This is a genomic window from Vibrio sp. Isolate23 (assembly GCF_022398095.1).
In the GTDB taxonomy this organism is placed as follows: Bacteria; Pseudomonadota; Gammaproteobacteria; order Enterobacterales; family Vibrionaceae; genus Vibrio; species Vibrio coralliilyticus_A.
Genome location: NZ_JAKEUV010000014.1, coordinates 1 through 26,034, shown reverse-complemented (window position 1 = coordinate 26,034; position 26,034 = coordinate 1). Strand labels below are relative to the sequence as shown.

The 26,034-nt window shown below is 43.7% G+C and carries 25 protein-coding genes and 1 tRNA gene; 14 read left to right on the top strand and 12 right to left on the bottom strand.

The window, feature by feature from the left end; all coding sequences use genetic code 11:
• Positions 1-219 precede the first annotated feature (219 nt).
• Positions 220-2,121 carry a sensor domain-containing diguanylate cyclase gene (locus tag L1D31_RS21070; protein ID WP_239838939.1) on the top strand — a complete coding sequence of 634 codons (1,902 nt, stop codon included), beginning with the start codon at positions 220-222 and terminating at the stop codon, positions 2,119-2,121.
• 100 nt (positions 2,122-2,221) lie between these two features.
• Positions 2,222-3,484, top strand: coding sequence for a glucose-1-phosphate adenylyltransferase (gene glgC, locus L1D31_RS21065; protein WP_345772846.1), 1,263 nt, complete (start codon positions 2,222-2,224; stop codon positions 3,482-3,484).
• Between the two features lie 170 nt (positions 3,485-3,654).
• Here glgC and L1D31_RS21060 read toward each other — a convergent pair whose 3' ends face one another.
• Positions 3,655-4,542 (bottom strand): AraC family transcriptional regulator, encoded by an 888-nt coding sequence (locus L1D31_RS21060; RefSeq protein WP_239838937.1) that lies wholly within the window; start codon positions 4,540-4,542, stop codon positions 3,655-3,657.
• A gap of 185 nt (positions 4,543-4,727) precedes the next feature.
• Here L1D31_RS21060 and L1D31_RS21055 point away from each other — a divergent pair, with 185 nt between their 5' ends.
• The gene (locus L1D31_RS21055; RefSeq protein ID WP_239838936.1) at positions 4,728-5,876 is read left to right on the top strand and encodes an iron-containing alcohol dehydrogenase; all 1,149 of its coding nucleotides are present in this window, start codon (positions 4,728-4,730) and stop codon (positions 5,874-5,876) included.
• 73 nt (positions 5,877-5,949) lie between these two features.
• On the opposite strand, the gene L1D31_RS21050 is transcribed toward L1D31_RS21055, so the two are convergent.
• Positions 5,950-6,474 (bottom strand): GNAT family N-acetyltransferase, encoded by a 525-nt coding sequence (locus L1D31_RS21050; RefSeq protein ID WP_239838935.1) that lies wholly within the window; start codon positions 6,472-6,474, stop codon positions 5,950-5,952.
• Between the two features lie 8 nt (positions 6,475-6,482).
• On the bottom strand, positions 6,483-9,350 hold the full coding sequence (gene torS, locus L1D31_RS21045) for a TMAO reductase system sensor histidine kinase/response regulator TorS (RefSeq protein ID WP_239838934.1): 2,868 nt from the start codon (positions 9,348-9,350) through the stop codon (positions 6,483-6,485).
• A gap of 80 nt (positions 9,351-9,430) precedes the next feature.
• On the opposite strand from torS, the gene torT reads away from it, so the two are divergent.
• The 4 genes from torT to L1D31_RS21025 all read left to right on the top strand — a co-directional run bounded on the left by torT (position 9,431) and on the right by L1D31_RS21025 (position 12,290).
• Positions 9,431-10,432 carry a TMAO reductase system periplasmic protein TorT gene (gene torT / locus L1D31_RS21040; RefSeq protein WP_239838933.1) on the top strand — a complete coding sequence of 334 codons (1,002 nt, stop codon included), beginning with the start codon at positions 9,431-9,433 and terminating at the stop codon, positions 10,430-10,432.
• A 22-nt stretch (positions 10,433-10,454) separates the two neighbouring features.
• Positions 10,455-10,910 carry a methylglyoxal synthase gene (locus L1D31_RS21035; RefSeq protein WP_239838932.1) on the top strand — a complete coding sequence of 152 codons (456 nt, stop codon included), beginning with the start codon at positions 10,455-10,457 and terminating at the stop codon, positions 10,908-10,910.
• Between the two features lie 294 nt (positions 10,911-11,204).
• Positions 11,205-11,831, top strand: coding sequence for a bifunctional 4-hydroxy-2-oxoglutarate aldolase/2-dehydro-3-deoxy-phosphogluconate aldolase (locus L1D31_RS21030; protein ID WP_239838931.1), 627 nt, complete (start codon positions 11,205-11,207; stop codon positions 11,829-11,831).
• Positions 11,832-12,095: 264 nt separating this feature from the next.
• The gene (locus L1D31_RS21025) at positions 12,096-12,290 is read left to right on the top strand and encodes a hypothetical protein (protein ID WP_239838930.1); all 195 of its coding nucleotides are present in this window, start codon (positions 12,096-12,098) and stop codon (positions 12,288-12,290) included.
• A gap of 25 nt (positions 12,291-12,315) precedes the next feature.
• Here L1D31_RS21025 and L1D31_RS21020 read toward each other — a convergent pair.
• The 4 genes from L1D31_RS21020 to L1D31_RS21005 all read right to left on the bottom strand — a co-directional run bounded on the left by L1D31_RS21020 (position 12,316) and on the right by L1D31_RS21005 (position 14,256).
• Positions 12,316-12,389 (bottom strand) — tRNA-Cys (locus L1D31_RS21020).
• Positions 12,390-12,540: 151 nt separating this feature from the next.
• Positions 12,541-12,897: an MmcQ/YjbR family DNA-binding protein gene (locus tag L1D31_RS21015; protein ID WP_239838929.1), complete on the bottom strand. Its 357-nt coding sequence runs from the start codon at positions 12,895-12,897 to the stop codon at positions 12,541-12,543.
• A gap of 29 nt (positions 12,898-12,926) precedes the next feature.
• Complete coding sequence (locus tag L1D31_RS21010) at positions 12,927-13,271, bottom strand: HopJ type III effector protein (RefSeq protein ID WP_239838928.1); 345 nt, start codon at positions 13,269-13,271, stop codon at positions 12,927-12,929.
• A 211-nt stretch (positions 13,272-13,482) separates the two neighbouring features.
• On the bottom strand, positions 13,483-14,256 hold the full coding sequence (locus tag L1D31_RS21005; RefSeq protein ID WP_239838927.1) for an ABC transporter substrate-binding protein: 774 nt from the start codon (positions 14,254-14,256) through the stop codon (positions 13,483-13,485).
• Between the two features lie 336 nt (positions 14,257-14,592).
• Here L1D31_RS21005 and msrB point away from each other — a divergent pair, with 336 nt between their 5' ends.
• Positions 14,593-15,729 carry a peptide-methionine (R)-S-oxide reductase MsrB gene (gene msrB / locus L1D31_RS21000; protein ID WP_239838926.1) on the top strand — a complete coding sequence of 379 codons (1,137 nt, stop codon included), beginning with the start codon at positions 14,593-14,595 and terminating at the stop codon, positions 15,727-15,729.
• A gap of 51 nt (positions 15,730-15,780) precedes the next feature.
• Here the strand turns inward: msrB and dbpA are convergent, their stop codons facing one another.
• Together dbpA and folE are read right to left on the bottom strand one after the other, a co-directional pair.
• On the bottom strand, positions 15,781-17,157 hold the full coding sequence (gene dbpA, locus L1D31_RS20995; RefSeq protein ID WP_239838925.1) for an ATP-dependent RNA helicase DbpA: 1,377 nt from the start codon (positions 17,155-17,157) through the stop codon (positions 15,781-15,783).
• A gap of 111 nt (positions 17,158-17,268) precedes the next feature.
• A complete protein-coding gene (gene folE / locus L1D31_RS20990) occupies positions 17,269-17,922 on the bottom strand; it encodes a GTP cyclohydrolase I FolE (RefSeq protein WP_239838924.1) in 654 nt (217 codons plus the stop codon).
• 262 nt (positions 17,923-18,184) lie between these two features.
• Between folE and moeA the strand changes: the two genes are divergently transcribed.
• Genes moeA through L1D31_RS20975 form a run of 3 tightly spaced genes read left to right on the top strand, consistent with a single transcriptional unit; the run spans position 18,185 to position 21,063 of the window.
• Entirely contained in the window at positions 18,185-19,420 is a 1,236-nt protein-coding gene (moeA, locus tag L1D31_RS20985) for a molybdopterin molybdotransferase MoeA (RefSeq protein ID WP_239838923.1), read from the top strand.
• Between the two features lie 11 nt (positions 19,421-19,431).
• Positions 19,432-20,181: a molybdopterin-synthase adenylyltransferase MoeB gene (moeB, locus tag L1D31_RS20980; RefSeq protein ID WP_239838922.1), complete on the top strand. Its 750-nt coding sequence runs from the start codon at positions 19,432-19,434 to the stop codon at positions 20,179-20,181.
• Between the two features lie 54 nt (positions 20,182-20,235).
• The gene (locus L1D31_RS20975) at positions 20,236-21,063 is read left to right on the top strand and encodes a sulfurtransferase (protein WP_239838921.1); all 828 of its coding nucleotides are present in this window, start codon (positions 20,236-20,238) and stop codon (positions 21,061-21,063) included.
• A 63-nt stretch (positions 21,064-21,126) separates the two neighbouring features.
• Here L1D31_RS20975 and L1D31_RS20970 read toward each other — a convergent pair whose 3' ends face one another.
• Both L1D31_RS20970 and L1D31_RS20965 read right to left on the bottom strand, forming a co-directional pair.
• Entirely contained in the window at positions 21,127-21,546 is a 420-nt protein-coding gene (locus L1D31_RS20970) for a RidA family protein (RefSeq protein WP_038164812.1), read from the bottom strand.
• Complete coding sequence (locus L1D31_RS20965; protein ID WP_239838920.1) at positions 21,546-21,836, bottom strand: antibiotic biosynthesis monooxygenase; 291 nt, start codon at positions 21,834-21,836, stop codon at positions 21,546-21,548. Before L1D31_RS20965 ends, L1D31_RS20970 begins: the two co-directional genes overlap by 1 nt.
• 117 nt (positions 21,837-21,953) lie before the next feature.
• On the opposite strand from L1D31_RS20965, the gene L1D31_RS20960 reads away from it, so the two are divergent.
• Entirely contained in the window at positions 21,954-22,853 is a 900-nt protein-coding gene (locus L1D31_RS20960) for a LysR family transcriptional regulator (protein ID WP_239838919.1), read from the top strand.
• Positions 22,854-22,903: 50 nt separating this feature from the next.
• Here the strand turns inward: L1D31_RS20960 and L1D31_RS20955 are convergent, their stop codons facing one another.
• The gene (locus L1D31_RS20955; protein WP_239838918.1) at positions 22,904-23,884 is read right to left on the bottom strand and encodes a sugar-binding transcriptional regulator; all 981 of its coding nucleotides are present in this window, start codon (positions 23,882-23,884) and stop codon (positions 22,904-22,906) included.
• A 453-nt stretch (positions 23,885-24,337) separates the two neighbouring features.
• On the opposite strand from L1D31_RS20955, the gene tal reads away from it, so the two are divergent.
• Both tal and L1D31_RS20945 read left to right on the top strand, forming a co-directional pair.
• Complete coding sequence (tal, locus tag L1D31_RS20950) at positions 24,338-25,288, top strand: transaldolase (protein WP_239838917.1); 951 nt, start codon at positions 24,338-24,340, stop codon at positions 25,286-25,288.
• 82 nt (positions 25,289-25,370) lie between these two features.
• Positions 25,371-26,034, top strand: a 664-nt coding sequence (locus L1D31_RS20945; protein ID WP_275666194.1) for a transketolase family protein, incomplete at its 3' end; no start/stop codon positions are given.

Below are 26,034 nucleotides of genomic sequence, written 5' to 3'. Positions count from 1 at the left end.
GCCAGTCCCCCCAATATCTGACTTGGCGCTAGCCCTACTCTATGAGTAGGGCTTTTTTAGTTTTGCTTTTTAAGTACTTACAATAACCAAATGCATCATATTGCTCAGCATCAAAGTCGATATCATAGGATATTCCACACGGCTCACAGTAAAATTCATAAAAGCCCATATAATTATTCACAAAATTATTAGATAAATTTGTGACTTCGTTGGGGCGAAATGTTCAAACTAAATTTCCGCATTCTTCTACAATTCGCTCTCGTGTTTATCGCCCTAGCCTTTGTGCCAACACTTTACTTTGCCAGCGAACTATCAAAAGCAGAGGAAGAGGCTCGCCAACAAGTGGATCGTCTAACGCAAGCTAAGCTTGAATACGCTCGATTAGAGTTAAAGTCCCATTCGACCAAAATCTTAAAATCCGTCAAAACACTCTCTAGTAACAGCATCTTCCGCCGCGCTATTCTTGAGCCAACCCCAATAAATACAAGTGCATTACAAGACTTTTGGTTATTAGTTGCCCGCACGCAAGGCTACTTTTCTCAACTGCGCTATTTAGATAACGATGGACAAGAAATTGTACGTATCACCCACAATCAAAAAACCAGCGCTGTCACTTCTCCAAAGCTTCTGCAAAACAAAGCGCATCGAGACTATTTCACTTTCGCTAGGCAGCTTCCTACCAATACTATTGGTACCTTCGGGATTGATTTAAAAAAAGAGAACAATGAAATAGTAAAACCCTTAACGCCAAGTCTGCGTATCATTGTGCCAGTTGATATCAATGCCAAACGTCATGGATATTTTATTGCTAATCTTGACTTTAAATTTCTATACCAACGACTAACTTACGACAAATTTAATAATGAATTGCCTGATGTCTACAATACTCAAGGCTATTATGTGATGTCTAAAAATATGACCAACATAATGGGTCATATCGCGAAGGAAAATTCCCAATACAAACTAAGCAAACTCTACCCTAATTTATGGCGTGAAATTCAGTTGAATCAACATGGCACGATTTTCGAGCAAGGAAAATGGCTCTCCTATGTTAAGACGGCTCTCAACACGCTCGACAGACCACTTCACTTCATTCTCGTGGCAGAAGTTTCCCAGCATGACGCAGATCAGTTGTACCTCTCGCGTAAAGATGAACTCGCAATCAAAGCCATATCGGTTTACATCATTATTTTACTCATTACCTTTAGTTTTATAGTTTGGAACTATAACCACACTAAAAACAGTATGGAGAGTCAAATTGCTCGAGCGGCCATGAATGGTATGTCTGCCATGTTAATCACCGACCGGCAAAACAGAATCATTAAAACCAATGAAGAATTCACTCGGGTGAGCGGTTATACCTTTGAGGAAGTTAAAGGAAAACAGCCTTCATTTTTTGCGGCCAATAAGCATGAACAAGAGTTCTACATTAATATGTGGAAGATCCTTGAAAAAGATGGCTTATGGGAAGGTGAAGTGGTCAATAAGCGTCGCGATGGTTCACATATAACTGAAATATTACGCATCCAGACGGTAACTGATAAAAATGGTGTGATTCAATTCTACGTCGCCTCATTCGTTGACATCTCCCACCGCAAGGAGCTTGAAAATCGTTTGCGAGAAATGAGTGAGAAAGACGCCATGACCGGCTTGTGGAATCGACGTAAATTTGATCAGGAAATGGCTGCGCAATGCCTACGCACTAAACGATATCACGATGCAGAGCCCACTTGTTTTGCGATTGTCGACATTGATCACTTCAAGCGCGTTAACGATCAATTGGGTCATGATGAAGGCGATAAAATAATAAAATCTGTTGGAGTTGTACTCAGCGCTCACCTTCGAGAAACTGACTTTATTGCTCGTATTGGTGGCGAGGAGTTCGCGATCATCATGCCGCATACACGTCTTCAGGAAGCTGAAATTGTCACCAACCGACTTCGTACTTCAGTATCGCTCGAACACAGCGAGAAAATTACCGTCAGTGTTGGAGTTACCGATATGGATGGCTCCATTGAAAACACTTACAAACGTGCTGATGTCGCACTTTATGAGTCAAAGTCTTTAGGTCGAAATAGCGTCTCGATCCTAGCATCAGACGAAATGGACACGGTTGCCTGATTTTGGTGCAACGCCTTCTCTTGGTGCAATGGCCGTGAGTTAAAATTCTTACATTCCGTATATAATCAACAAGTTGTATATTGGCTCGAAACTTGTAGCTATTCCCTTAGGAAGCCATAAAGCGCACTCATTCAGGGAGAAAGGCATGCAAGATACACTAACGGTAGTCCTCGCCGGTGGTATGGGGTCACGACTAAGTCCTCTAACGGATGATCGAGCCAAACCCGCAGTACCATTCGGAGGCAAGTATCGAATCATTGATTTCACGCTCACGAATTGCTTGCACTCTGGGTTAAGAAAAATTCTTGTATTAACTCAATATAAATCCCACTCCCTGCAAAAACATTTACGTGATGGTTGGTCTATTTTTAACCCAGAACTTGGCGAGTTTATCTCCGTTGTGCCTCCACAAATGCGAGGTGGTGGCAAATGGTATGAAGGCACTGCAGATGCGATTTATCACAATTTATGGTTGTTATCGCGAAGTGATGCTCAATATGTGGTTGTACTATCAGGTGATCATATCTATCGCATGGACTACGCCGCCATGCTCGAAGAACACAAGCAAAATAATGCTAAGCTCACCATTGCTTGTATGGACGTAAGTCGCGAGGAAGCCACCCAGTTTGGAGTCATGGATATTGACGATATAGGCATGATCACTTCTTTTATCGAAAAACCTCAGGATCCTCCATCTATACCGGGTCGGCCTGATCGCAGTCTTGCCTCGATGGGCATCTATATCTTCGATATGGATGTGCTGCGCAATGCTTTGGATGACGATGCTGATTGTGCAGAGTCGAGCCATGATTTTGGTAAAGACATCATCCCTAATCTTATAGATACACAAGGCGTATATGCTTACGACTTCTGTAACGACAAAGGACGAGTGGCAAAAGATTGTTACTGGCGAGATGTTGGCACATTGGATTCTTTCTATGAAGCGAATATGGATTTACTCGAGCCAGTCCCTCCGATGAACTTATATCAACCCGATTGGGCCATAAGAACCTATGAAGCTCAATGTCCTCCTGCTCGAACAGTCTCATCTGCTACCGGAAATGAAGGGATTTTCATTAACTCTATTATCGCTAATGGCGTGATTAATTCAGGTGGCTCAGTGCAACATTCCGTTGTTTCACCAAATGTGCGTATCAATGACAGCGCAACGGTTGTCGACAGTATTCTTTTTGATGATGTCGAGGTAGGAGAAGGCTGTCAATTAGTCAATTGCATCATTGACAAGCATGTAAAAATCCCACCAAACACACAAATTGGCTTAAATAAAATTGAAGACGCTAAGCGTTTTCATATTTCTGAGAAAGGGATTGTTGTTGTTCCTGAGAGCTATCAGTTTGCATAAAAATAGCCCTCTTAATTTCTTAAGAGGGCTAATCTAAGAGATTGACTAGATCTCCTATAGGGGTATATAAAAAGAGTAAGGTGCTTTGTTCTTTTTACATAGCAAAGTATGCCAACACTAACGCTTTAAAAAAACAGTAATTTTTTAACCTCTGATTTCCTCTTTTCTTACTAGCTGGCCAGCTTCAAACCTGTCGGTGTTTCGTTGAAGTGACGTTTATACTCGCGAGAAAACTGGGAAGCACTGTTATAACCAACGAGCCTCGCCGCATCATTGACTTTCTTTCCTTCGAGCTGAATTAACTCTTTCGCCTTGTTCAGGCGCACTTTTTTGATGTATTGAATCGGTGACTCTAACGTAATCTGGCGAAATGCGCTGTGAAAAGCAGACATGCTCATATTGGCTTCTTCTGCCAAATGTTGCACTGAAAGCGCTTCACTGTAATTCCGGTGAACTTTATCCAGAGCTTTCGCGACTCTGGCATATTGCCCCTCATGATGAGCTAAATCAAACAGCACATGCCCTCCACTACTGGTTAATGCACGGTAGGTAAGCTCCTCTTTAAGCGCATCACCGAGTAGTGCTAACTCTACCGGGTTACAAAGTGCTTTCATGATTCGTATGCATACGTCCAACATAGAGGCTTCCATGCTGACCGATCTCAACCCGCAGGTTTGATGCATATTATCTTTTCTCGGAGCAAAGCCCAATTCTTCTAGCTTATTCACCTGGCGGTGGAGCAATTGAGAGTCAATATCTATCGTTAAGCCCATTAACGGTTCACCATCAGTAGGAATGGCTTCACATTCAAGTGGCATAGGCACTCCAACAACAAGATAATCGTTAGGCCCATACTGAACAGGTTGATTACCAATATGGATATTCTTATGACCTTGGCCTAGAACAATCACCCCTGACTGATAAACAAAAGGCTTACGAGAGTTACCTTTACTGCTGCGATAGAACCATATGCCGTCTAATTCGGTCTCCTTTACCCCCTCAAGGTCATTTAAGTTATGAGTATCAACATACTGTTGCATTAATTGAGCAAGTGTCATCTTACCTCCTACACCTTTTCTATCAGAATATACAAAAAGTAGGATTAGGCAATAAAAACAGAGGAATCGATATTTTTAAAACCTCTTTTCAACACTAATATGCATAAAACAATGAAGCATCTCGAATCACGGAATGCTAAATCAGTCAGCCTAGCAGGCAATAAACTGAAGCAAGAGGAATGACAATGCAATTTACTTACGCTAACCCTACCCAGATTCTTTTTGGTCAAGGTCAAATCAGTTCTATCCAATCATCTGTTCAGCCAAAAGATAAAGTATTGATCATCTATGGGGGCGGTTCGATAAAACGTAACGGTGTTTACGACCAAGTTATTGACGCTCTAAAAAGCTACCAATGGGTTGAGTTTTCTGGCGTCGAACCTAACCCAACAAAAGAAACCCTTGATAAAGCCGTGTCTATCGTAAAACAGCAAGGCATCGATTTTATTCTAGCAGTTGGTGGAGGCTCAGTGATTGACGGCTCGAAATATGTAGCAGCTGCAGCGAAGTACGATGGTGATGGCTGGGATATTCTCACTGGCAAACATCAGGTTTCTGAAGCAACACCACTAGGAGCAGTGTTGACGCTTCCGGCAACAGGTTCTGAATCCAACATGGGCGCGGTGATCACTAAAGCGGAAACACAAGACAAACTCGCATTCATGAGTCCATTCGTTCAACCGAAATTCGCGGTAATGGATCCAGACGTCATGAAGACGCTGCCAGAAAAGCAACTGATCAACGGTATTGTGGATGCTTGGGTACACGTTTGTGAGCAGTACTTAACAACCAACCATGGTGCTATGGTACAGGATGGCTATGCGGAAACTCTACTTCGTACATTAAAATCGCTGGGTGAAGATTTTGACAATCGTGATGACGATGCTTGGCGAGCAAATCTAATGTGGTCTGCAAACCAAGCATTAAACGGTTTGATTGGTAGCGGAGTGCCACAAGACTGGGCAACTCACATGATTGGTCATGAACTGACAGCACTTTGGGGTGTAGATCATGCACGCTCACTCGCTATCGTTCAGCCATCACTGCTGCGCAACCAAATGGCACATAAACGTGCCAAGCTTGAGCAAATGGGGCTTAACGTGTTTGGTCTAGAGTCAGGGGAGGATTTAGCTGAGCGCACTGTAGACGCGATTGAAAGCTTTTACCAAACCATGAAAGTCTCTACTCAGTTAACTGAGCATGGTAGCAATAAGCAAAGTGCTATCGATTCTGTGATTGACCAACTTGAGCAACACGGCATGAAAGCGCTAGGCGAGAATCAAACGATCACTCTCAAAGAAAGCCGAGAAATACTCACACAAGCGATCGCTTAGCTCCCCCCCTAAATAAAACAAAAAGCAGCAATTTTGCTGCTTTTTTCTTGGGGAATCTATTCGATTGATCAAATCAAACATGAAAGCGATAGATTAAATCGTCATAAAGTTTACCGCCAATCTGATAAGCATTTTCTTCGCGCTCTATTAGCTCAAACCCGGCTTTCTCCAGAACCTTACATGAAGCAATATTTCCGTCCGTCACGATCGCATTAATGTTCTTAACCGCTGGCAAGGATTGTTTGACGTGATCAATCAATGCTAGCAGTGATTCCGTGCCAATCCCTTTACCGTGAAATTCCGGCAGCAACAGATAACCAATCTCAACAGAATCATCCGATTCATCTTCAATGCATAGCCCCGTCACACCCACCGCCTTGTTATTGGTGTTATCTCGGATCACTAAACATAACCAATGTGCACTTCCCCATTGCCAAGTAGGAAGTCGAGATTCAAAGCGCTGACGAATGTCATTCAGCTCGGGCTGATCAAATGCGTAACGAATGACGTCTTCTTCTTGGTGCAAACGAAGAAACAAGGGCCAGTCGGTTTCTGTAATCTGACGCATTGAGAGTCGAGGAGAAGCAATTTCTATCATAGTGATACCTAGTCAACCAATTTATTGAGCGCTTGTTTTGATTCATCAATGAGTGTTTGAAGCTGAGCTCGGAAAGCCAAATAATCCTTTACTGGCTGCTGAGACTTCTCAATGCTTAAACAAGCGTCGAACAATGCTAGCAGACCCAAGCTTCCTGCTGAACCTTTCAACTTATGCGCGAGTTGTTTTATTTGATTCGGGTCATCTTGCTCAGCGGCTATTTGCATAAAATTCAATGCTTCATTAGCCCCTGCAATAAACAGGTTAATGATTTCTCTCATTTTTTCACTACCTAAAACGAGGGAATCTTCTTCAACTACATTCGGATCAATCAGAACTAGAGGGGAAGTTTTCTCGTGCTCAGTTGAAACCAAACTCAAAGCTTGCCCTTCTAGGCTATCTTGGATCACATCACTAAGCGCATCTTTATCCAGTGGCTTCGGGAGATAGCCATCAAAACCAGCAGAGAGGTAACTTTGAACTTCCTCATTATAAACATGAGCAGAAATAGCAACCATAGGTGTGACAGCGTCACTATTTAAACACTTTAGCTCGTTCAATAATTCGACACCATTACAGTCGGGTAAGTTAATATCGAGGAGAGCAATATCAAAATGGTAATCCGAATAAAGCTTTTGAGCCGTTACCCCATCCGTAGCAATCATGACCTCGTGCCCTAAGCTTTTCAGGAATCCCTCGGCTACCATACAGTTTACAGGGTTATCCTCCACCAGCAGAACGCTTGCTTTAAGTGATGGACGAACGCTCTGTTCTTTTGGCTGAACTTCCGCACCTTGGCTCAGCGGTATACTAAAGCTGAACTGACTGCCTTGGTCAAGCTCAGACTCGAGCATCAATGAACCTCCCATGGCTTCGACAATACGCTTACTGATCGCTAACCCGAGGCCTGTACCACCTTTAGAGTGAAGCCCACCAGACGCTTGGGTGAATGCTTCAAATAACGTGCCTTGTTCATCCTGACTGATCCCAATCCCGGTATCGGACACTTCAAACAACACATTCTCGGGGTTGTCTGGATCGTTGGTCACATAGATATCGACATGGCCTTGCTCAGTGAACTTGACCGCATTGCCTACAAGGTTGGTCAATACTTGATTAATACGAGTTGCATCTCCAAAGAAAAATTGATCCACATCGCTTTCTATCAACACATTGAGCTCTATTTGCTTTTCCTTTGCTCGTCCTTCTAGCAGCTGCTTGACATCATCAACCATGTCATAAAGATTAAAATCCACGGCTCGAATTTCAAGGTGCCCTGCTTCAATTTTGGAATAATCAAGGACATCATTAAGTATGGCGAGCAGTGTATTACCACTGCGATTAATGACATCTACGTAGTGTGCTTGCTGTTGATTCAATCCCGTCTCTTTAAGTAATCGAACAGTCCCAAGAACACCATTCATAGGCGTTCTGATCTCATGACTCATCGTAGCTAGAAACGCGGATTTAGCTCGGTTGGCTTGTTCTGCTTGTCGACGTGCTTTAGCGTGATTTAACACCTCATGATTTAGACGCTTGTTGGTATCTTGTAACTGATGAGTTCGCTCCGTCACGAGTTCTTCGAGGTGCTCTTTGTGTTCTTGTAGTTCCTGTTTCGCTTTCGTTTCGCTTTCAGCGACTACCTTTAATGCTTGAGCGGTATTCCTAGCCGTGATGATCGCTTGACCCATATGAGCAAGCTCATCGTTCCCTTTTACCGTAATGTCGACCTTAAGTTGACCTTGAGCAATAGAAAGCAAGGCGGATGAATACTCAGCTAAACGCTTAAGCACTGAAACATAAACCACTTTCCAAACGATCATAACCACGATCAACATCCCAAGCACAGTGATCAGTGTCAGGCTAAGTTGAGCATAATCCAGTGTTGTTTTTAACTTCTCGACTGCACGTGTTGTTGCTTGGTTAGAATCATCAACCAGCTTATTTACTGTGGTGTTCAAAGCCGTAAACTGTGTCAACGTGTCTTGCATCAATTGTTGGGCTGTTTTCTCGTTTTGATAGCGTTGTAGAAGAACGTCAAAAACCCTTTCACCATGCTTAAGCTGAATAAGCAATTCTTCCATCTGGATAGAACGGGTAGGATCTTCTACACCACGAACTCGGCGCTTCATGATATCAAGATTATCCATGAACTCTTCTCGAACCGTTCGAATTCGTTCAATATCAGAAATCGTTCGCGTCTCTTCAATGTGGTTGAGCATCTTAAACGCGAGAAGGTGTAATTCATGCAGTCGCTCAGCGAGGTCCAAATCGACCTCAACCAAGGTATCTAAGGCTTGATATGCTTGCTCTGTTCGCTTCTCTTCTAGCAAATCATAGATGTGAGTTACATTGGCAACAGCGATAGTACTGGTATTCGCCACCTGAGTGCGTGTCAACTGTTCGAGCTCTGATGCCAACTCCCGCAATTCTGTGGTTGTCACAGCCAGTTGGTGATTGAGCTGTAGTCTTTTCTCTACCACAATACCTAGCTCCACTAAAGTATTGATCACTGTCTGGACATCCGCTTCCAATCGAGTCAGAAGTTCAGAGTCAAATGAGTCAGAGCCAAGCTGCTTAATATGTGTGAGCAAACTTTCCAATTGCGAAAACAATTCTTTGCCTGATTTCTGGCGTTGCACTTCAGTTTTGGCATTCGATAAGGTTTGTACGGAGGAAATAATTTTTGCACTCAGCTCAGAGACTTGACGCGCTTCGATCATGGAAGGAATGGCGGAATTTACAACGTTTCTTTCCGTTTTAGCGACAGAAGAAAAGCCAAACACGCCAATTAATGCAGAAATACATACCAGCAGAGCCATGGCAAGAAACGCGAACAGCAACTTTCGACCGATACTGGCTTTGGCAAGTAACATTAAGTAACGACACTTCTTTGCACTGAGAGAATACGCTATATTTTGCAGTGTTTACGTAACGATTACCAACGATATACCTCATGCTTTCAGCTTTCTCAGCAAAACGATTATTGATCTCAGCCATTGTAATTAACGCCTTTTCACCAATTTATACATACGCGGAACAGGCTCCCTACCGACTGTGTGCTTTATACCCGCACCTTAAAGATTCGTATTGGTTGTCCGTTAACTACGGTATGGTTGATGAAGCCAAAAACCTTGGCGTCAATTTACAGGTCTTTGAAGCTGGTGGGTATCCAAATCAATTTAAGCAAAAAGAACAGCTAGGTAAATGTCTAAGCTGGAACGCTGATGCCATTATTCTCGGTACTGTGGCACCAGATTTATACATGAATAGCCTGCGTCAATACGCAGGGGCAACCCCTGTATTCGCCAGTGTCAATCAGATGATCCTCGGTAGCCAATCACAAAAGCAGCTTAAAGGAGAAGTCGGGGTAGACTGGTATTGGATGGGGTTCTACACCGGCCAGTATCTAAAAAATAAACACCCGAAAGGCTCTGGTGAGATAAAAATCGTTTTACTACCCGGCCCTAATTCCAGTGGTGGGACAAAACCTGTGATTCGTGGCTTTCTTAGCGCTATCGAAGATAGTGACATTCAAATTGTCGAAACCTACTGGGCCGATAATGATAAAGAGCTTCAGCGTAATCTAGTACAAAAAGCGATTGAAATAGAAGACATCTCTTATCTAGTCGGCAGCGCAGTGGCCGTTGAAGCCGCGATTAGTGAGCTAAGAAACGCAGGGAAAACAGAGAGTATCGGTTTGGTCTCTACTTATTTGAGCCACGGTGTCTATCGAGGGCTGCTAAGAAATCGCGTAGAATTTGCGCCTACTGACAAAATGGTTAAACAAGGTCGCTTATCTGTCAGACAAGCGGTAAGCTATCTGAAAGGTCAATCGTATGAAACTATTGAAGCTCCGATTATCGAAGCACTGACACCCAAAAACTTAAAACCAAAAGTTATAGCTGAGTCCTTATCACCATCGGAATACAGACCTACGTTTTACGTAACTAATTAAAAATATTAGGGAAAAATCAATAATGCAGAAAACAACTCGCACATTGCCTGCACACAAACATGTTGCTCTGGTTGCCCATGATAACTGTAAACCAGAACTCCTACGCTGGGTCACTGAGCATAAGGAAAAACTTCAACGTCACTTTCTTTATGCAACAGGAACCACAGGCTCAATGCTGAGTAAACAAACCGGACTCGCGATTAAGAGTATGATTTCAGGCCCTATGGGTGGTGACCAACAAATCGGTGCTCTCATTTCAGAAAAGAAAATTGATATGCTTATCTTCTTCTGGGATCCGCTCAATGCCGTGCCGCATGATCCTGATGTGAAAGCCCTACTTCGAATTGCAAGTGTCTGGAACATCCCTGTTGCAACCAACCGTGCTACGGCTAATTTCTTAATTGAGTCTGATTTAATCGAGTCTGAAGTAGACATAGAAATCCCAGATTACGAAGCTTATCTCGCAGATCGTACCTAAACCTTTATTGAGGGCTGATTCAAAGCCCTCTGTTTACTCTTTATAATTTTATATCTGTTAAAATTAGAACTATTCTAAACTTGCTTCAGCACCCTCAGTCTATTGACATTAAATCTAACCTTCCCCAAGTCGATATGATTTATATCAGTGGAATAGTCTTGCGATATTATCTGACGAAGATAGAGCCAACTTACTGACTCTGCTAAAATCCCTGCGAAGCAATTTTCGTCCTGCTTTATGGTCACAAGACGATAATCACTCAGTACAAGCTGCGTATGAAGATAAGGTAAATCGATGTCACTTATTAACGAACAACTACAAAAACTAAAAGTCATCCCTGTTATCGCGATTGACGATGCAAAGGACATTGTCCCTCTTGGTAAAGTTCTCGTAGAAAACGGATTACCGGCGGCCGAGATTACGTTCCGATCTGAAGCTGCCGTGGAAGCCATTCGCCTACTAAGAGAATCCCAACCAGATATGTTAATCGGTGCTGGGACAGTCTTGAATAAAGAACAAGCAATAGCAGCCAAAGAAGCTGGCGCGGCGTTCATCGTTTCACCAGGGTTTAATCCAAACACCGTTAAAGCTTGTCAGGAAATTGGTATTGACATTATCCCCGGAGTTAATAATCCAAGCACGATTGAAGCCGCTTTAGAACTTGGCTTGACCACTCTTAAATTTTTCCCAGCAGAAGCGTCTGGTGGTGTACAAATGGTCAAATCATTATTAGCACCTTACTCAGATGTTCACCTTATGCCAACGGGTGGAATTAACCCTAAAAACATTAAAGACTACCTTTCTATTCCTCGCGTTTTGGCGTGTGGCGGCACATGGATGGTTGAGAAAAGCCTTGTTGAAGAACAGAATTGGCCAGAACTGGCAAAACTCACTCGTGAAGCGGTCAAGTTAGTAAGCTAAACTGAAAGTGAAAAGCTCCTCATATACATAGAGCAGCGTTTCACTTATAGCTTCTCTTCTAGATCTGTTTGTTTATAAAACAAGCCATAAATTTATGAATTCACTCTCATAGTTAACGAAAACCATCCCAAAAAAGCATATTTGAAAGAGTATTCAACTAGAATGTCATTGTATACAGATATTCTAGCTATTTTCATTATTAAACAATAATAAAAAAACCTTAGCTATAGAACATACCTAGTTACTTTTGCTGCTGGAGCTTTCATGGAATCAAATCAAGACGACAAAGTATTGTGTTGCCTGCTGTGCGGCAGTGAAGAGTATTTGCTATCAGAAGCAGATAGTATGTTGTGCGCTCAATGCGGGGCTTTTTTTGAGGATATTAAACAAGTTGTTGTGACACAACCAATCGTAACGTCTAAGTTAGACAATTACGCCATTACAAAGTTAGTCATATAAGAGTTTTCTAGCAGAAGAGGGCGAATGGAGGCGCGTCCCGGAGTCGAACCGAGGTCCACGGATTTGCAATCCGCTGCATAGCCACTCTGCCAACGCGCCTTTATTCTCGCGCTTTAGCTACCCACCGCCACGCTCAACGCACACTTTACGGATTGCAGAGAGAGAGTCAAATCAAAATATCCATTTCTATTTGACTGCTGGTATTTACACCAAGTGGTTGTTTATTTGATCGATTAACTAGTCTTAAGATTCAATCGTAACCTAGTTGGACTCTTTGCCCTTTAGGTAATTTACTCACGACCAATTCATAGGAGCGCTCACAGAGATCCTGAATCAAGCCATCTTCAACGTCGCCAGGATAGTAAACCGTTACCCAGTGCTTTTTATTGGTATAGTAGCCAGGTGTAATATCATTAAATTGACCAGTTAGAACCTCACCATCTTCCGGTTTTACCTTGACAGTGACATATTCACGCCCTTCTCTCTCGGATAAGATTGCAAACATTTTTCCTTTCACTTTATACACTAAAGCTTCAGGGCCAAACGGATGGCCCGATTCAACACTCATAAAAGTATCAAGATATTCAATAAGCTGTTTGTTGTTCATAGTCCTTTACCCATGAAAAAGGAGCATAATCATCGACGAATAAGCGCTTCTGACTCAAATTTGATGCCTTGCCAGCCCGAATTCATGAAGTTGCGAATGTTAGCATGATCATGACCATCAGGGTTTTGCAGTACATCTTCCCTATAAAAACGGCCAAAGCAGGCTAAGGTGGCTTGTTCTGACAACTGGTTAAGTTTCGCGAAAGCAAATATCTTGCATGAGCCGTTATTCTGATTAGCTTCATTCTCACTCTCACCATTCGTAAAAGCCGTTGGCGTAAAAACATAATGTGCGTCTATGACTGCCATCGTGTGCTCAAATTCAATGGACTCAGGGGCACGGCTTAATTGTTCAATGAATGTATTCAGATCCATTTGCTTAGTCTCAACAGTAAATATAGAGGTAGTCTATGGTATTGATTAATAATTACAATGATCTTTGCTCTGTTTGCAAAGTTCGCAAAGCAATCCATCAGTTAATTGCAACTGGTCTTTCAACACTTGATCGGAAGGAATATCAAAAGGGAAAATTAAAAAGTTTTAAAATAACAGGCCGACCCTTTGCGAGTCGACCCATGTTTGGATGTCATTTGATAAAGTCATTCACTATTTGATCGACTTCACCACTCTCTTTCATTTCAGACAAAATCTTATGATATTGTGCTTTAAAATCCTCTTTATAGGGGAACTTGGCACCATCAGTCACGAAGCCTAAGAACCCTTGCTCCGAGCTGATAGTCGCGCCTTCAACAATACTTTGACCATCATACTTGCCTTCATTTTGCAGTTTTTTGAGTTCCCACTGGATTGAAAGAGCATCATTCATATAGCAATCGACACGGCCTGCAATAAGCTTAAGAAGGTTTTTAGGCGTGCCTTTGGTTTCGTTGAGTTTGATCTTGCCTGCTTTTACCGCTGCTCTAAATTCATCGCCACCTGCGGAAAACCCAGCGTTGTTACCTATCGTAAGGCCCATATAGTCACCCGGCCAATTTGGTCTAGGGTTACTCAATACGGACTTCTGACACACAACGACAAGCTTTTCATCAAGTATTGGCATATCGTATTCCATGTATGGCCGCTGCTCCGGACGTTTGTACGGAGGATAAAGAGCGAAGATTTTTCCACCTTCAGCTTCAGATAACCCACGCTTCCAAGGCACACCTTTTATGGTCACGTTATAGTCCGGCATTTTAGAAAAAATTCGTTCAAGAATAACTGTATAAATACCTGTAACCCTGCCACTTTCGACATAAGAATAAGGAGGGTATGAATCGTCACCATAAACAGTGACATCGTTTTTTGCAAAGACCGAGGCAGAAGCCATAGCCGCACAGAGCAAAGTTAAGGTTTTTTTCATAGTGATAACTCCAAACACTGTTCCATCAGTATTAAGTTGATGTTATCGGTAAGTAATAGTGCAAGACACTATTAAGTCAAGCTACTGCTATGAGTGATCGATTCCTTTATCTTGAACAAATTAAACTTAACTTATTAAAAATTAAGCAATTGTTAAACCAGTAATCAAACATATAAAAAGGAATCCTATGATGGGGAAAAGGCGATATAGGCACTCGTTGAATGTGGAAATATCCCTGTCATCGAACAAAGTTTTCAAAAAAATAAGATCTCATGCAATTTTTTCCTCAACTGACCTTTCTTATTAATCAAAGACAAAGCAATCGAAGAGGTTGATATGAAAATGAAGTCGAAGATAATTTTTTCCGCCATCATTCTGGCTGCTGCATTAGCGTCATTTTTTGGTACAGCAGGCAGCGACATGACGAAAGGCTCGACTCATGGAGAGTATCAGGTAGCAACGCTAGCAGGTGGTTGTTTCTGGTGTACTGAATCTGATCTAGAGAAACTGCCTGGCGTCCTTGATGTTGTGTCGGGTTATTCTGGCGGTAAATTAGAGAATCCAACCTACAAGCAGGTTGCATCAGGTAAAACGGGCCACATTGAAGTCATCGAAGTGAAGTTTGATCCACAGGCCGTTAGCTACGAGCAGGTTCTTGATCAATTCTTCCGTCACATTGATCCTACTGATAACAAAGGATCATTTGTGGACCGTGGTCCGCAATACCGCCCTGCCATTTTCTATCATAACGATGAGCAAAAGCGCATCGCAGAAAGCTTTATGACTGAAATCGAAGAATTAGGGATCTTTAAAAAGCCGCTCAAGACCGAACTCATTAAGTTCACTAAATTCTGGCCAGCAGAGAACTATCATCAGGACTACTACAAGAGGAATAAAATCCGTTATAACTACTATCGCTACGCATCTGGCCGTGATCAATATTTGGATGACATCTTCGGTGATGATAGAGAAGAAAACCCGAAGACACTGCGTCAACTGATTGATGCACATAAGGCAGTGGCCAAAGTAAAGTCATATAAGAGACCTTCTGAGCAAGACATCAAAGCAAAACTAACAGACCTACAGTATTACGTCACGCAAGAAGATGGGACAGAACGCGCGTTTAACAACGAGTACTGGGATAACAAGCAGCGTGGTATCTATGTGGATGTAGTATCTGGTGAGCCTTTATTCTCTTCTACTGATAAATACAAATCAGGCACAGGCTGGCCAAGCTTCACCAAGCCCATTAATGAAGCCTACATTATCACGAAAACCGACTATCATTTGGTATACCCAAGAACCGAGGTCAGAAGTCGATTTGCGGATTCTCACTTGGGCCATGTCTTCAAAGATGGGCCGGCACCAACGGGTCTACGCTACTGCATGAATTCAGCCGCGATGAAGTTCATTCCCATCGATGAGCTTGAAGAAAAAGGCTATGGAGAATATCTGTATTTATTCGACAGTTAATCCATCCAACATGTCGAGATAAAGCCAGCCAAGTCAATGGCTGGCTTTTCTTTATTTCATAACTCGAGCTTTAAAGTTTCGTCCTTTCATTTTACCCGTTTGAAGCTGCTTTAAAGCTGGCTTGACAATGTCATGTTCCACCGCGACGTAAGAAACCATTGGCAGAATATTTATCTTACCAATCTTGTTTCCGTCCAGACCCGCCTGTTTAGTGAGAGCACCCAAGATATCGCCTGCGCGTACTTTCTGCTTCTTACCGCCAAGGATCTGAATAGTTTGCATTTTAGGATAGAAAGGCTTCTCGATTGGCTTTTCAGGCAGTATCGCAGGAGAGATGGCAATATCCATGTACTCATCAATTCGTGCGACGCGGTATTCCTCTTTCTCACTATAGAAACTGTATGCCACCCCTTTCGACCCGGCACGGCCAGTACGACCAATACGATGAACATGAACTTCTGGGTCACGAGATAACTCAAAGTTAAACACAGCATCAAGGTTATCAACATCAAGGCCACGCGCCGCTACATCGGTGGCCACTAAAATCGACACACTTTTGTTAGCAAACATAGTCAATGCCTGCTCACGTTCACGCTGCTCCATGTCACCATGAAGTTCAACAACGCTAAACCCACGGTGGGTTAGCTCATCGGTCACCTTCTGGACTTCTTTCTTGGTGTTACAGAACACAACTGACGACTCAGGTTTGTGTGTCAGCAGTAAAGCTTCCAGAGCCTCATCACGCTCTTCTGCTGTATTGAGTTTATAGAACCGCTGTTCTATGGTCGTTGTCTGATGCGTTGATTCCACTTTGATCATTTGTGGATCACGCATCACTTTTGACGCTAAAGACTCAATATTTTTCGGGAACGTTGCACTAAACAACAAGGTTTGTCTGTCTTGAGGTGCTTTATCAATGATGGCGTCAATCGCCTCTTCAAAACCCATTTCAAGCATTCGATCAGCTTCATCCAGAACCAAAGTGTTCATCTCGGCTAAATTGATACGTCCTTTAGAAAGGTGATCCAAAATACGTCCAGGCGTACCCACCAAGATATGCGCACCGTGCTCTAACGAACCAATTTGAGGCCCCATCGGCATACCACCACATAATGTGAGAACTTTGATGTTGTGAATACCACGCGCCAGTGTGCGAACCTCTTTCGCTACCTGATCGGCGAGTTCGCGAGTTGGACAAAGTACCAAGGTCTGAACACGGAAGCGTTTAACGTTCAGATTGCTTAGTAACCCAAGTGTAAACGCCGCAGTTTTACCCGAGCCAGTTTTACCCTGTCCAATCACGTCTTTACCTTCAAGAACGATCGGCAATGCCTGTTGTTGTATAGGCGTCATTTCCGTGTAGTTAAGGCTGTTCAGCGTCTCTATCAATTCACTTCTAAGATTCAGACTCTTAAATGAGGTTGTCACAAGTGTATCCTTCAAGGATGGCTAACGAATGTGGATCCGTAAGCAGTTAAAAAAGTAAAAACCGCTTCAACAAGGAAGCGGTTTTGAATAATTCGTAAATCGACTGACTGTCTAGCGAATTCCGTGAAGGAACTCGTGGCGCGTAGCCGGGTTGCTCTTAAAAATACCACCTAACGCAGTGGTGGTGGTTTCGCTTGTTGCATCCATCACTCCACGAGATTTCACGCAATAGTGCGTGGCATCAATAGTTACTGCAACATCATCAGACTCTAAGAGAGTTTGTAGTGCGACTAGAATTTGTTGAGTCATGCGCTCTTGCACCTGAGGGCGCTGAGCAAAGAAACGGACGATGCGGTTGATCTTAGACAAGCCAATGATTTTTCCGCGAGGAATATACGCTACAGTCGCACGGCCATCAATCGTTACTAGGTGATGCTCACAAGTGCTTGTGAGTGTGATGTCTTTAACACGCACCATTTCACTCACATTCATCTTGTTCTCAATCACTGTAATTTTAGGGAAGTTGGCGTAATCAAGGCCTGAGAAAATTTCGTCAACGTACATCTTAGCAATGCGATGCGGCGTTTCTTCGAGACTGTCATCAGTAAGGTCAAGCTCGAGTAGAGAAAGAATTTCACGCATATGGTGCTGAATCTTTTCTTTTTTCTCTTCTCGACTGATTTGGTTTGGTGACATAGGCGTCTCCAAACCGCGGCTTTCTAGCGCATCTTTTACCAACTTCGCGGATTCGCTAAGACCTGACATTCCACTTCCTCTTACATCAACTTGCCGTACATGCTTCAATCGATTGAATTTGACTGAAGCCTCGACAAACTCTGGCTCAGTACTGAACAACTCAAAACACCCAGAAATCGAGGGATTTACCTCTTTCGGATGGCTGACAAGGATACTCGGATTTTTGAATAATTACACCCATATTTTATCCGTGGTCATTATTGCGACTACGATTTCTGTGATAAAGTGATGTTCATTAAACGCTAATATAATAATGATTTAGGACTGTATTATGGGTTGCTGTGACGCTCCTGGCCTGATGCCAATCGAAGATGCGATGAAGCAAATGCTGTCGCCAATTAAACCAATCCAAACCACCTTACAACTGCCTCTTGCCGAAGCCATTGGCTATGTTCTTGCTGAAGATATACTTTCCCCTATTTTCGTTCCTCCTTTTGATAACTCAGCCATGGACGGATACGCAATTCGTATTGCCGACTTAAACAACAATAATGTTCTGCCTTTAGCGGGTAAATCTTTTGCAGGCCAACCTTTTGAGGGCAAATGGCCAAAAGGCACATGCGTTCGCATTATGACTGGCGCTCAAATTCCTGAAGGCTGCGATGCCGTCATCATGCAGGAAAACACTGAGCAGACAGAACAAGGCGTGCAGTTCAATCAGACCGATGTGAAGCCGAAGAACAACATTCGCCCTACAGGTGATGACATTCGCAAAGGTGACGTCGTACTACCTAAAGGAGCGCGCCTTACCGCCCGAGATATACCAATGATCGCAACTTTGGGTATTAGCCACGTCACTGTCGTTCGTAAGCCTCGTGTTGCCTTCTTCTCAACAGGTGATGAGCTCAAACCTCTTGGTGAACCACTCAAAGCTGGCCAAATATACGACAGCAATCGTTATGGCATAAAACCACTGATCGAGAACTTTGGTTGTGAACCTATTGATCTTGGTATTATCCCTGACTGTCCTGAAGAGTTAAAATCCACCTTTGAAAAGGCGCAAACTTTAGCTGACGTCGTCGTTACTTCGGGCGGTGTGAGTGTCGGGGAAGCTGATTATACGAAAGATATTCTTGAAGAACTGGGCCAAATTGGGTTTTGGAAGCTTGCTATCAAGCCTGGCAAACCATTTGCCTTTGGCAAATTATCGACCTCGTGGTTCTGCGGCCTTCCAGGTAACCCCGTTTCAGCAGTGCTAACAATGTACGTTCTGGTTCAGCCTATGCTAGCCAAGCTTGCCGGACATACTGAATGGACAGCGCCTGAATCTATACCGGCAACAACCCGCACTGCGTTTAAGAAATCACCGGGGCGTACAGATTACCAGCGTGGCATTTACACCATCGAAGATGGCAAGTTTGTAGTAGAAACGACAGGCAATCAGAGTTCTGGCGCGTTTCGCTCGATGAGTTTAGCCAATTGTTTTGTCGTTTTGGAGCGTGAACGAGGCCGTGTTGAAGTCGGTGAAACTGTGAATATCCAATTGTTCAATTCAACCCTTTACTAGGAGTGAACACTTTGGAGATCCTTTCCGATCAAGAAATGCTGCGCTATAACCGTCAGATTATACTCAAGCAATTTGATTTTGACGGTCAAGAAGCATTGAAACAAAGCTCCGTGTTGATTCTCGGGGCTGGTGGCCTTGGTTGTGCCTCAAGTCAATACTTAGCGACCGCTGGGGTTGGCTCGCTGACCTTAATTGATGATGACGTTGTTGAACTGTCTAACCTACAACGCCAAGTGCTTCATCATGATGTCGACGTTGGCAAAAAGAAAGTCCTGTCAGCTGCTGAATCTCTTCAGCAGCTGAACCCTCACCTGCAAGTGCGTACCATAGATCAACGCTTGAGTGATGAGGATTTAAAAAAGGAAATTGAGCAGCATACGCTGGTGCTCGATGCATCGGATAATGTAGAGACTCGCAATCAACTTAATCGCCTCTGCTATGCGTTAAAAATACCGCTGGTTTCCGGTGCAGCAATACGAATGGAAGGACAAGTCAGTGTCTTCACTTATCAGGATAAAACACAACCTTGCTACCAATGCTTAAGTGCCCTTTTCGGCTCTGCAGCATTAAGTTGTGTAGAAGCTGGAGTCATGGCGCCAGTTGTTGGCATCATCGGTGCGGTGCAAGCAATGGAAGCGATTAAAGTTATCGCCAATTACGGACAGGCAAAAGAAGGTAAGATTCTTATTCTTGATGCGATGACCATGTCATGGCGAGAAATGAATCTCATGAAAATGCCTGATTGCGCCGTGTGTAGTTAGAGGCAAACTGAGCCGATTAAATCTATAAATCACATAGACTTATAAGGAAATATCATGTCACCGCTTATCTCTCCAGCAGAACTTACTGAATTGGAAAAATCCGGAAAGTTGGTAGTTTTAGACACCAGTATTGAATTTCAGATCCCATCCGAAACAGAAAAAGATCAGCATAACTTGATCCCCAATACCATCCGCTTCGATTATGACAAGGTTTTTTGTGACCCAGACGCTTCACTGCCACATATGATGCCTTCACAAGACCGCTTCAATCAGTTAGCAAGAAGCATAGGCCTTAATCAAGACTCGATTATCGTGGTGTACGATAACAGCGGTACCTTTGCCTCTCCGCGAGCGTGGTGGATGTTAAAAGCGATGGGGCATAAAGAAGTGTATATCTTGAATGGCGGCTTGACCGAGTGGAAGCTAGCCGGATATGACACTGTCACTTCTTACAAAAAGGCCGATACTGAAGGTAACTTTAACGGCAAACTCGACCCTTCTTTCTTTGTTGATGCGCAATACGTACTTAACCAAATCTCGAACGCGTCCAACCAGACCGTTGATGCACGCTCTCATGCGCGATTCAATGCGGAAGTCGCCGAGCCAAGACCTGGTGTGCGAGCTGGACATATTCCAAACTCAGTATGTCAGCCATTCGCTGAGTTGATGGAAGGCCACAAACTAAGATCTATTAGCGATCTAAAGTCGATTTTGGAAAGCTCAATGGATAGCCGTAAATCTCAACACATTTTCAGCTGTGGTTCAGGGGTGACGGCGGCTATTGTTCTTCTCGCTGCACAACTTTCCGGATATCAAAACTTGTCAGTGTATGATGGTTCTTGGACCGAATGGGGCGCAGACGACAGTTTACCGATCAGCTAAAGGTTGTTTCACACAAAGGCAGCCCATAACGGCTGCCTTTTCTTTTTTCTACTGAACATATAATCAAAAATGCCTAAGTATATCGCTGCCTTGAAAGCGTTTGGCCGCTTCAGCTTCTATCTCTACTTTCCAATTTTTGTCGAACAGGCCATTTACGAATAAAAACGTCGTAGGTAAAGCGCCGACATCAAATGGAATGCGCTCCTTAGCTCTCTGATAACCTTCAAGATCTTCGCGATTTACCATGTAAATCCGAACGCTAATCAGGTCCTGTATGTCCATTCTATTGGCTTGCAACACTCCACGTACATTTTGCCAAGCCAGTACAATCTGATCCTCAGCACTCTCCGGCACCTCGCTAAGCTCATTGATACCCAATTGCCCTGCAATATGAAGTCGAGTCGAACCTGATGGAATCATCGCACATTGGTGGTAGTTAGCCGCTGGCGGTGGAACCGTTGCAGGGCTCCAGATAATATTCATTAGACTTCCTTAGATAACATCACAATGTTAGGCGCTTCCGATAACATCGTACCAAGCTGATCAAAGTCCCCTATTTCTTTGCGCCACGCGATGTACTTATCGAAATGCTGAGGAGTTTGCCACTCTTCAAGCAACACTAACTCGTGCTGTCCTTGTACTTTCTCAAACAGATGGGCAGAGATACTCCCTTCAAAAGTCCTTGTGTCTGGCAAAATCTCAGTAAAAAAGTCTTTGATTACCTGAGTATTTTCCGATGAGTGGCTTAGTTTAAATTGAACCAGAATGCTCATTGTTCCTCTCCTTTGGTCTCGTTTTTTGAGTTCGTGAGAGAGTTTAATTGTTTATAATTTGTGATAAATAAGGTACGATTTCACAAATAGTTAGACTAAATAGAACAATAAAATTTTATGAAATCAGACCTACACCGCATGCAGGTATTCGCCCAAATTGTTGAATCTGGATCGATAACCAAAGCCGCCGATAAGTTGGACGTGTCCAAGTCTGTTCTGAGCCATCATCTTCAAGGTTTAGAGCAACATCTAGGCGTAAAACTGTTAACCAGAACAACGCGTCGTCAGTCTCTTACTGAAGCTGGGCAACGTTACTACCAACGATGCCTTGAAATGAAAAAACTGATGTCCTTGGCGGAAGAAGAAGTGCGTGATTCCAATACCGGACTTGCAGGCACAGTGACTGTCACCTCACCTCATACGCTTATGACTCATTTGATTGGGCCTTCGATGTGTGAGTTTGTAAAGAACCATTCTGGTATTGAGCCACGATTATTAGCCAATGATATGCGGCTCAACTTGATTGATAAATACATCGACCTTTCAATAACAGTGGGTGAGTTACCCGACTCCAGTTCACGAGCCACCAAGATAGGCGAACTAGAGCAAGTGCTGTGCAGCTCTCCTGAATATCTCACGAAGAACAATATTACCCTTCCAGTGACTTCGACCGAGCTCATCGACTATGACTATATTGCTAATCAGTGGGAGGGTATAAACGTTGAACGCAAATTCTCCGTGGGGAAGCAAAGCATCAGTTATCGATTCCATTCCACTCGTCTTGGAGATAGCGTACCCACAATCCGTATGATGACACTCTCAGGCTTAGGAATTGCGTGCTTACCTATTCTCGCCGTTGAAGATGACTTGAAGGAAGGCAGGTTGATCCGTTTAACAGCGGATGGGATGAGCCTTAAGGCGTCAGTCTGGGCTGTACACAACTACGGCTTGCAGATGCCCACTAGAATTCGGGCATTTATCGATTTCGTAAAAGAGAAAGCAAAAGACAAACTATAAGAGAAGCACGAGGACATGACTCGTGCTTTTTAGCGAGCAATCTCTCGGGGCTATTTCATTTGTTCATCCAAGTTTAAAACGGTTAGCGCATTGCTCACACTAGTTGCAATAACATCAATGACGCCTGTTCTTAATGCACCAAGCATGGCTAATGGTTTGCTATTTTCTGCGGCAATCGCAATTACCTCCGAAATAGGGCGAAACTCTTCAATACTGAGACCAATAACACGATCACTCATGACCGTCTTAGCCGACTTTCCCTGAATATCAAAGAAGTCATAACCTGCAAAGTCCCCGACTACACCTTGATTCATACGAGATTGCACTACTTCATCCGCAGTAAACCAGCCTAAGTCAACCATATAGCTGTTTTCACTCATGTCTCCGATACCGACGAGTGCAACATCAGCTTTACGGGCAAGATCCAACGTTTGCTTCACGGTTGCATTCTGCATGAACGCATGTTTTTGTTCAGGATTTTCTGCATAGGCTGGTGCATAAAGAGTTTCAGAGGTACCACCATAGCTTTTCGCAAACTGGCGACATATATGATCGGCATTAAACATACCCCCTCTCGGGTGGATACCACCGATACCACAGACGAATTTGACATCACGCTGAGGTATCACTCCTACGTGATGAGCTACAGCAGATACGTTACGCCCCTGACCAACCGTCACCACCGAGCCATTTTGAATAGAGCTAGCCATGTACTTAGAAACCAAACCCGCCACTTGCAGGCGCTGTTGCTCTTCATTCGGTTGATCAAGTGCGACCAAGGCTCGCTTGACCCCAAATCGCTCTATTAACCTTTGCTCGATCTTCGCACTAAATACAGGGTGATATTTAACGGTGATCTCGACAATGCCTTCATCACGTGCCTGCTTAAGCATTCGGCCTACTTTCGCACGGGAAACAGAAAACTTCTTCGAGATTTCTTCTTGAGTTGCCCCATCCTGATAATACGCAACGGAAATTTCAGTAAGGAGATCAGCGCTGTCATCAGACATATCTTGTTGCGATTTGTTCATTTTGCTACAGCTCCTGTATAGGAATATACATATAACATCTGCTCAATGCCGTAGCATATGTTATCACTACAGATAAATGCAACATTTGCTCACTGACAGGACAAATTCTCAGGCTATTTCTTGACCCTATTAGAGTCTTACAAACCCTTCTCATTACTGGGCAAACGTTTAATTCGAATAACCCATCAAGGCAACTGGAGAAATACTTGATGAACATCACTATAACCTTAAATTAGCAATTGACATTCTGTGTAGATGAGATAAATATGGACCCATCATTTACTCATCGTAAGAGCAAATGTTCACAACAAATGCTCTCACGCTGAAAATAATTCCGGTTAGTTGATTTGATGGACTCGGAAAGGGTTGAAAGACAATTAGCTAACTCGATTGCAATTGCACCACTCACATTAACTGTTTTGATGTGAAGGCCCATTAAATAGGATGATCGAAATGAGCAACAAATTAGAGCAACTTCGTAAACTAACGACCGTCGTAGCAGACACTGGTGAAATCGATGCGATTAAAAAGTACCAACCAGAAGACGCAACGACTAACCCTTCTCTGATTCTAAAAGCCGCTCAAATCGAAGAGTATGCACCTCTAATCGATGCCTCTATTGAATACGCTAAAGCGCAAAGCTCTGATAAAGCACAGCAAGTTCAAGATACTTGTGACATGCTTGCAGTCAACATAGGTAAAGAAATTCTAAAAACCATCCCGGGACGTATCTCTACTGAAGTTGACGCACGTCTTTCTTACGACATGGAAGGCAGCGTAGCTAAAGCGCGTCAGCTAGTGAAAATGTACAACGATGCCGGCATCACAAATGATCGCATCCTTATCAAACTGGCTTCAACTTGGGAAGGCATCCGCGCAGCAGAAATCCTAGAGAAAGAAGGCATCAACTGTAACCTGACTCTACTATTCTCTTTTGCCCAAGCTCGTGCTTGTGCTGAAGCCGGCGTATTCCTAATCTCTCCATTCGTTGGTCGTATCATGGACTGGTACAAGGCAAAAGAAGGTCGTGACTTCGAAGCTCAGGAAGATCCAGGCGTGCTATCTGTAACTAAGATCTACAACTACTACAAAGAGTATGGTTACAACACAGTTGTTATGGGCGCAAGCTTCCGTAACATTGGTGAAATCCTTGAGCTAGCTGGCTGTGACCGCTTAACGATCGCTCCTGCTCTTCTTGCTGAGCTCGAAGCAGCGGAAGGTGAAGTGGTAGAGAAGCTAGTTGACTCTAAAGGCGCAGCAGAGCGTCCGGCACCAATGACTCATGCTGAGTTCCTGTGGGATCATAACCAAGATCCAATGGCAGTTGAGAAACTTGCTGAAGGTATCCGCAACTTCGCAGTAGACCAAGGCAAACTTGAAGCAATGATTGAAGCTAAGCTTTAATCCATCGAATTTCTAGAGGGGAACGTTTGCGTTCCCCTCTTCACATCCTTTCTAAGAAACAATCTAATAATCGGTATTTATTATGGATCGCAAACATCTAGCAAATGCAATTCGTGCTCTTAGCATGGACGGCGTACAACAAGCCAACTCTGGCCACCCAGGCGCACCTATGGGGATGGCGGATATCGCTGAAGTTCTTTGGCGTGACCACCTAAACCACAACCCAGCTAACCCAGAGTGGGCTGACCGCGACCGCTTTGTACTTTCAAACGGCCACGGCTCTATGCTGATTTACTCTCTGCTTCACCTAGCAGGTTACGAGCTGTCCATCGATGATCTAAAGAACTTCCGTCAACTGCACTCTAAGACTCCGGGTCACCCTGAGTACGGTTACGCACCGGGTATCGAAACAACCACAGGCCCTCTAGGTCAAGGTATCACGAACGCTGTGGGTATGGCGCTAGCTGAGAAGACTCTAGCAGCACAGTTCAACAAAGAAGGCCACGACATCGTTGACCACTTCACTTATGCATTCATGGGTGACGGCTGTCTGATGGAAGGTATCTCTCACGAAGCATGTTCTCTAGCTGGCACGCTAGGTCTGGGTAAACTGATCGCTTTCTGGGATGACAACGGCATTTCTATCGATGGTCACGTTGAAGGTTGGTTCTCTGACGATACACCTAAGCGTTTTGAAGCTTACGGTTGGCACGTAATCCCTGCAGTAGACGGTCACGATCCAGAAG

Bases quoted from the DNA above. Each gene is read 5' to 3' on its own strand.
- L1D31_RS21025 (WP_239838930.1), top strand. From the start codon at position 12,096: ATGGAATCAAATCAAGACGACAAAGTATTGTGTTGCCTGCTGTGCGGC.
- L1D31_RS20955 (WP_239838918.1), bottom strand. From the start codon at position 23,884: ATGAACAAATCGCAACAAGATATGTCTGATGACAGCGCTGATCTCCTT.
- L1D31_RS20970 (WP_038164812.1), bottom strand. From the start codon at position 21,546: ATGAATATTATCTGGAGCCCTGCAACGGTTCCACCGCCAGCGGCTAAC.
- torT (WP_239838933.1), top strand. From the start codon at position 9,431: ATGCTTTCAGCTTTCTCAGCAAAACGATTATTGATCTCAGCCATTGTA.
- L1D31_RS20975 (WP_239838921.1), top strand. From the start codon at position 20,236: ATGTCACCGCTTATCTCTCCAGCAGAACTTACTGAATTGGAAAAATCC.
- L1D31_RS21030 (WP_239838931.1), top strand. From the start codon at position 11,205: ATGTCACTTATTAACGAACAACTACAAAAACTAAAAGTCATCCCTGTT.
- L1D31_RS21005 (WP_239838927.1), bottom strand. From the start codon at position 14,256: ATGAAAAAAACCTTAACTTTGCTCTGTGCGGCTATGGCTTCTGCCTCG.
- msrB (WP_239838926.1), top strand. From the start codon at position 14,593: ATGAAAATGAAGTCGAAGATAATTTTTTCCGCCATCATTCTGGCTGCT.
- folE (WP_239838924.1), bottom strand. From the start codon at position 17,922: ATGTCAGGTCTTAGCGAATCCGCGAAGTTGGTAAAAGATGCGCTAGAA.
- L1D31_RS21055 (WP_239838936.1), top strand. From the start codon at position 4,728: ATGCAATTTACTTACGCTAACCCTACCCAGATTCTTTTTGGTCAAGGT.
- L1D31_RS21015 (WP_239838929.1), bottom strand. From the start codon at position 12,897: ATGAACAACAAACAGCTTATTGAATATCTTGATACTTTTATGAGTGTT.
- L1D31_RS21010 (WP_239838928.1), bottom strand. From the start codon at position 13,271: ATGGATCTGAATACATTCATTGAACAATTAAGCCGTGCCCCTGAGTCC.
- torS (WP_239838934.1), bottom strand. From the start codon at position 9,350: ATGTTACTTGCCAAAGCCAGTATCGGTCGAAAGTTGCTGTTCGCGTTT.
- L1D31_RS21035 (WP_239838932.1), top strand. From the start codon at position 10,455: ATGCAGAAAACAACTCGCACATTGCCTGCACACAAACATGTTGCTCTG.
- L1D31_RS21070 (WP_239838939.1), top strand. From the start codon at position 220: ATGTTCAAACTAAATTTCCGCATTCTTCTACAATTCGCTCTCGTGTTT.
- L1D31_RS21060 (WP_239838937.1), bottom strand. From the start codon at position 4,542: ATGACACTTGCTCAATTAATGCAACAGTATGTTGATACTCATAACTTA.
- L1D31_RS20960 (WP_239838919.1), top strand. From the start codon at position 21,954: ATGAAATCAGACCTACACCGCATGCAGGTATTCGCCCAAATTGTTGAA.
- L1D31_RS21050 (WP_239838935.1), bottom strand. From the start codon at position 6,474: ATGATAGAAATTGCTTCTCCTCGACTCTCAATGCGTCAGATTACAGAA.
- tal (WP_239838917.1), top strand. From the start codon at position 24,338: ATGAGCAACAAATTAGAGCAACTTCGTAAACTAACGACCGTCGTAGCA.
- L1D31_RS20965 (WP_239838920.1), bottom strand. From the start codon at position 21,836: ATGAGCATTCTGGTTCAATTTAAACTAAGCCACTCATCGGAAAATACT.
- moeA (WP_239838923.1), top strand. From the start codon at position 18,185: ATGGGTTGCTGTGACGCTCCTGGCCTGATGCCAATCGAAGATGCGATG.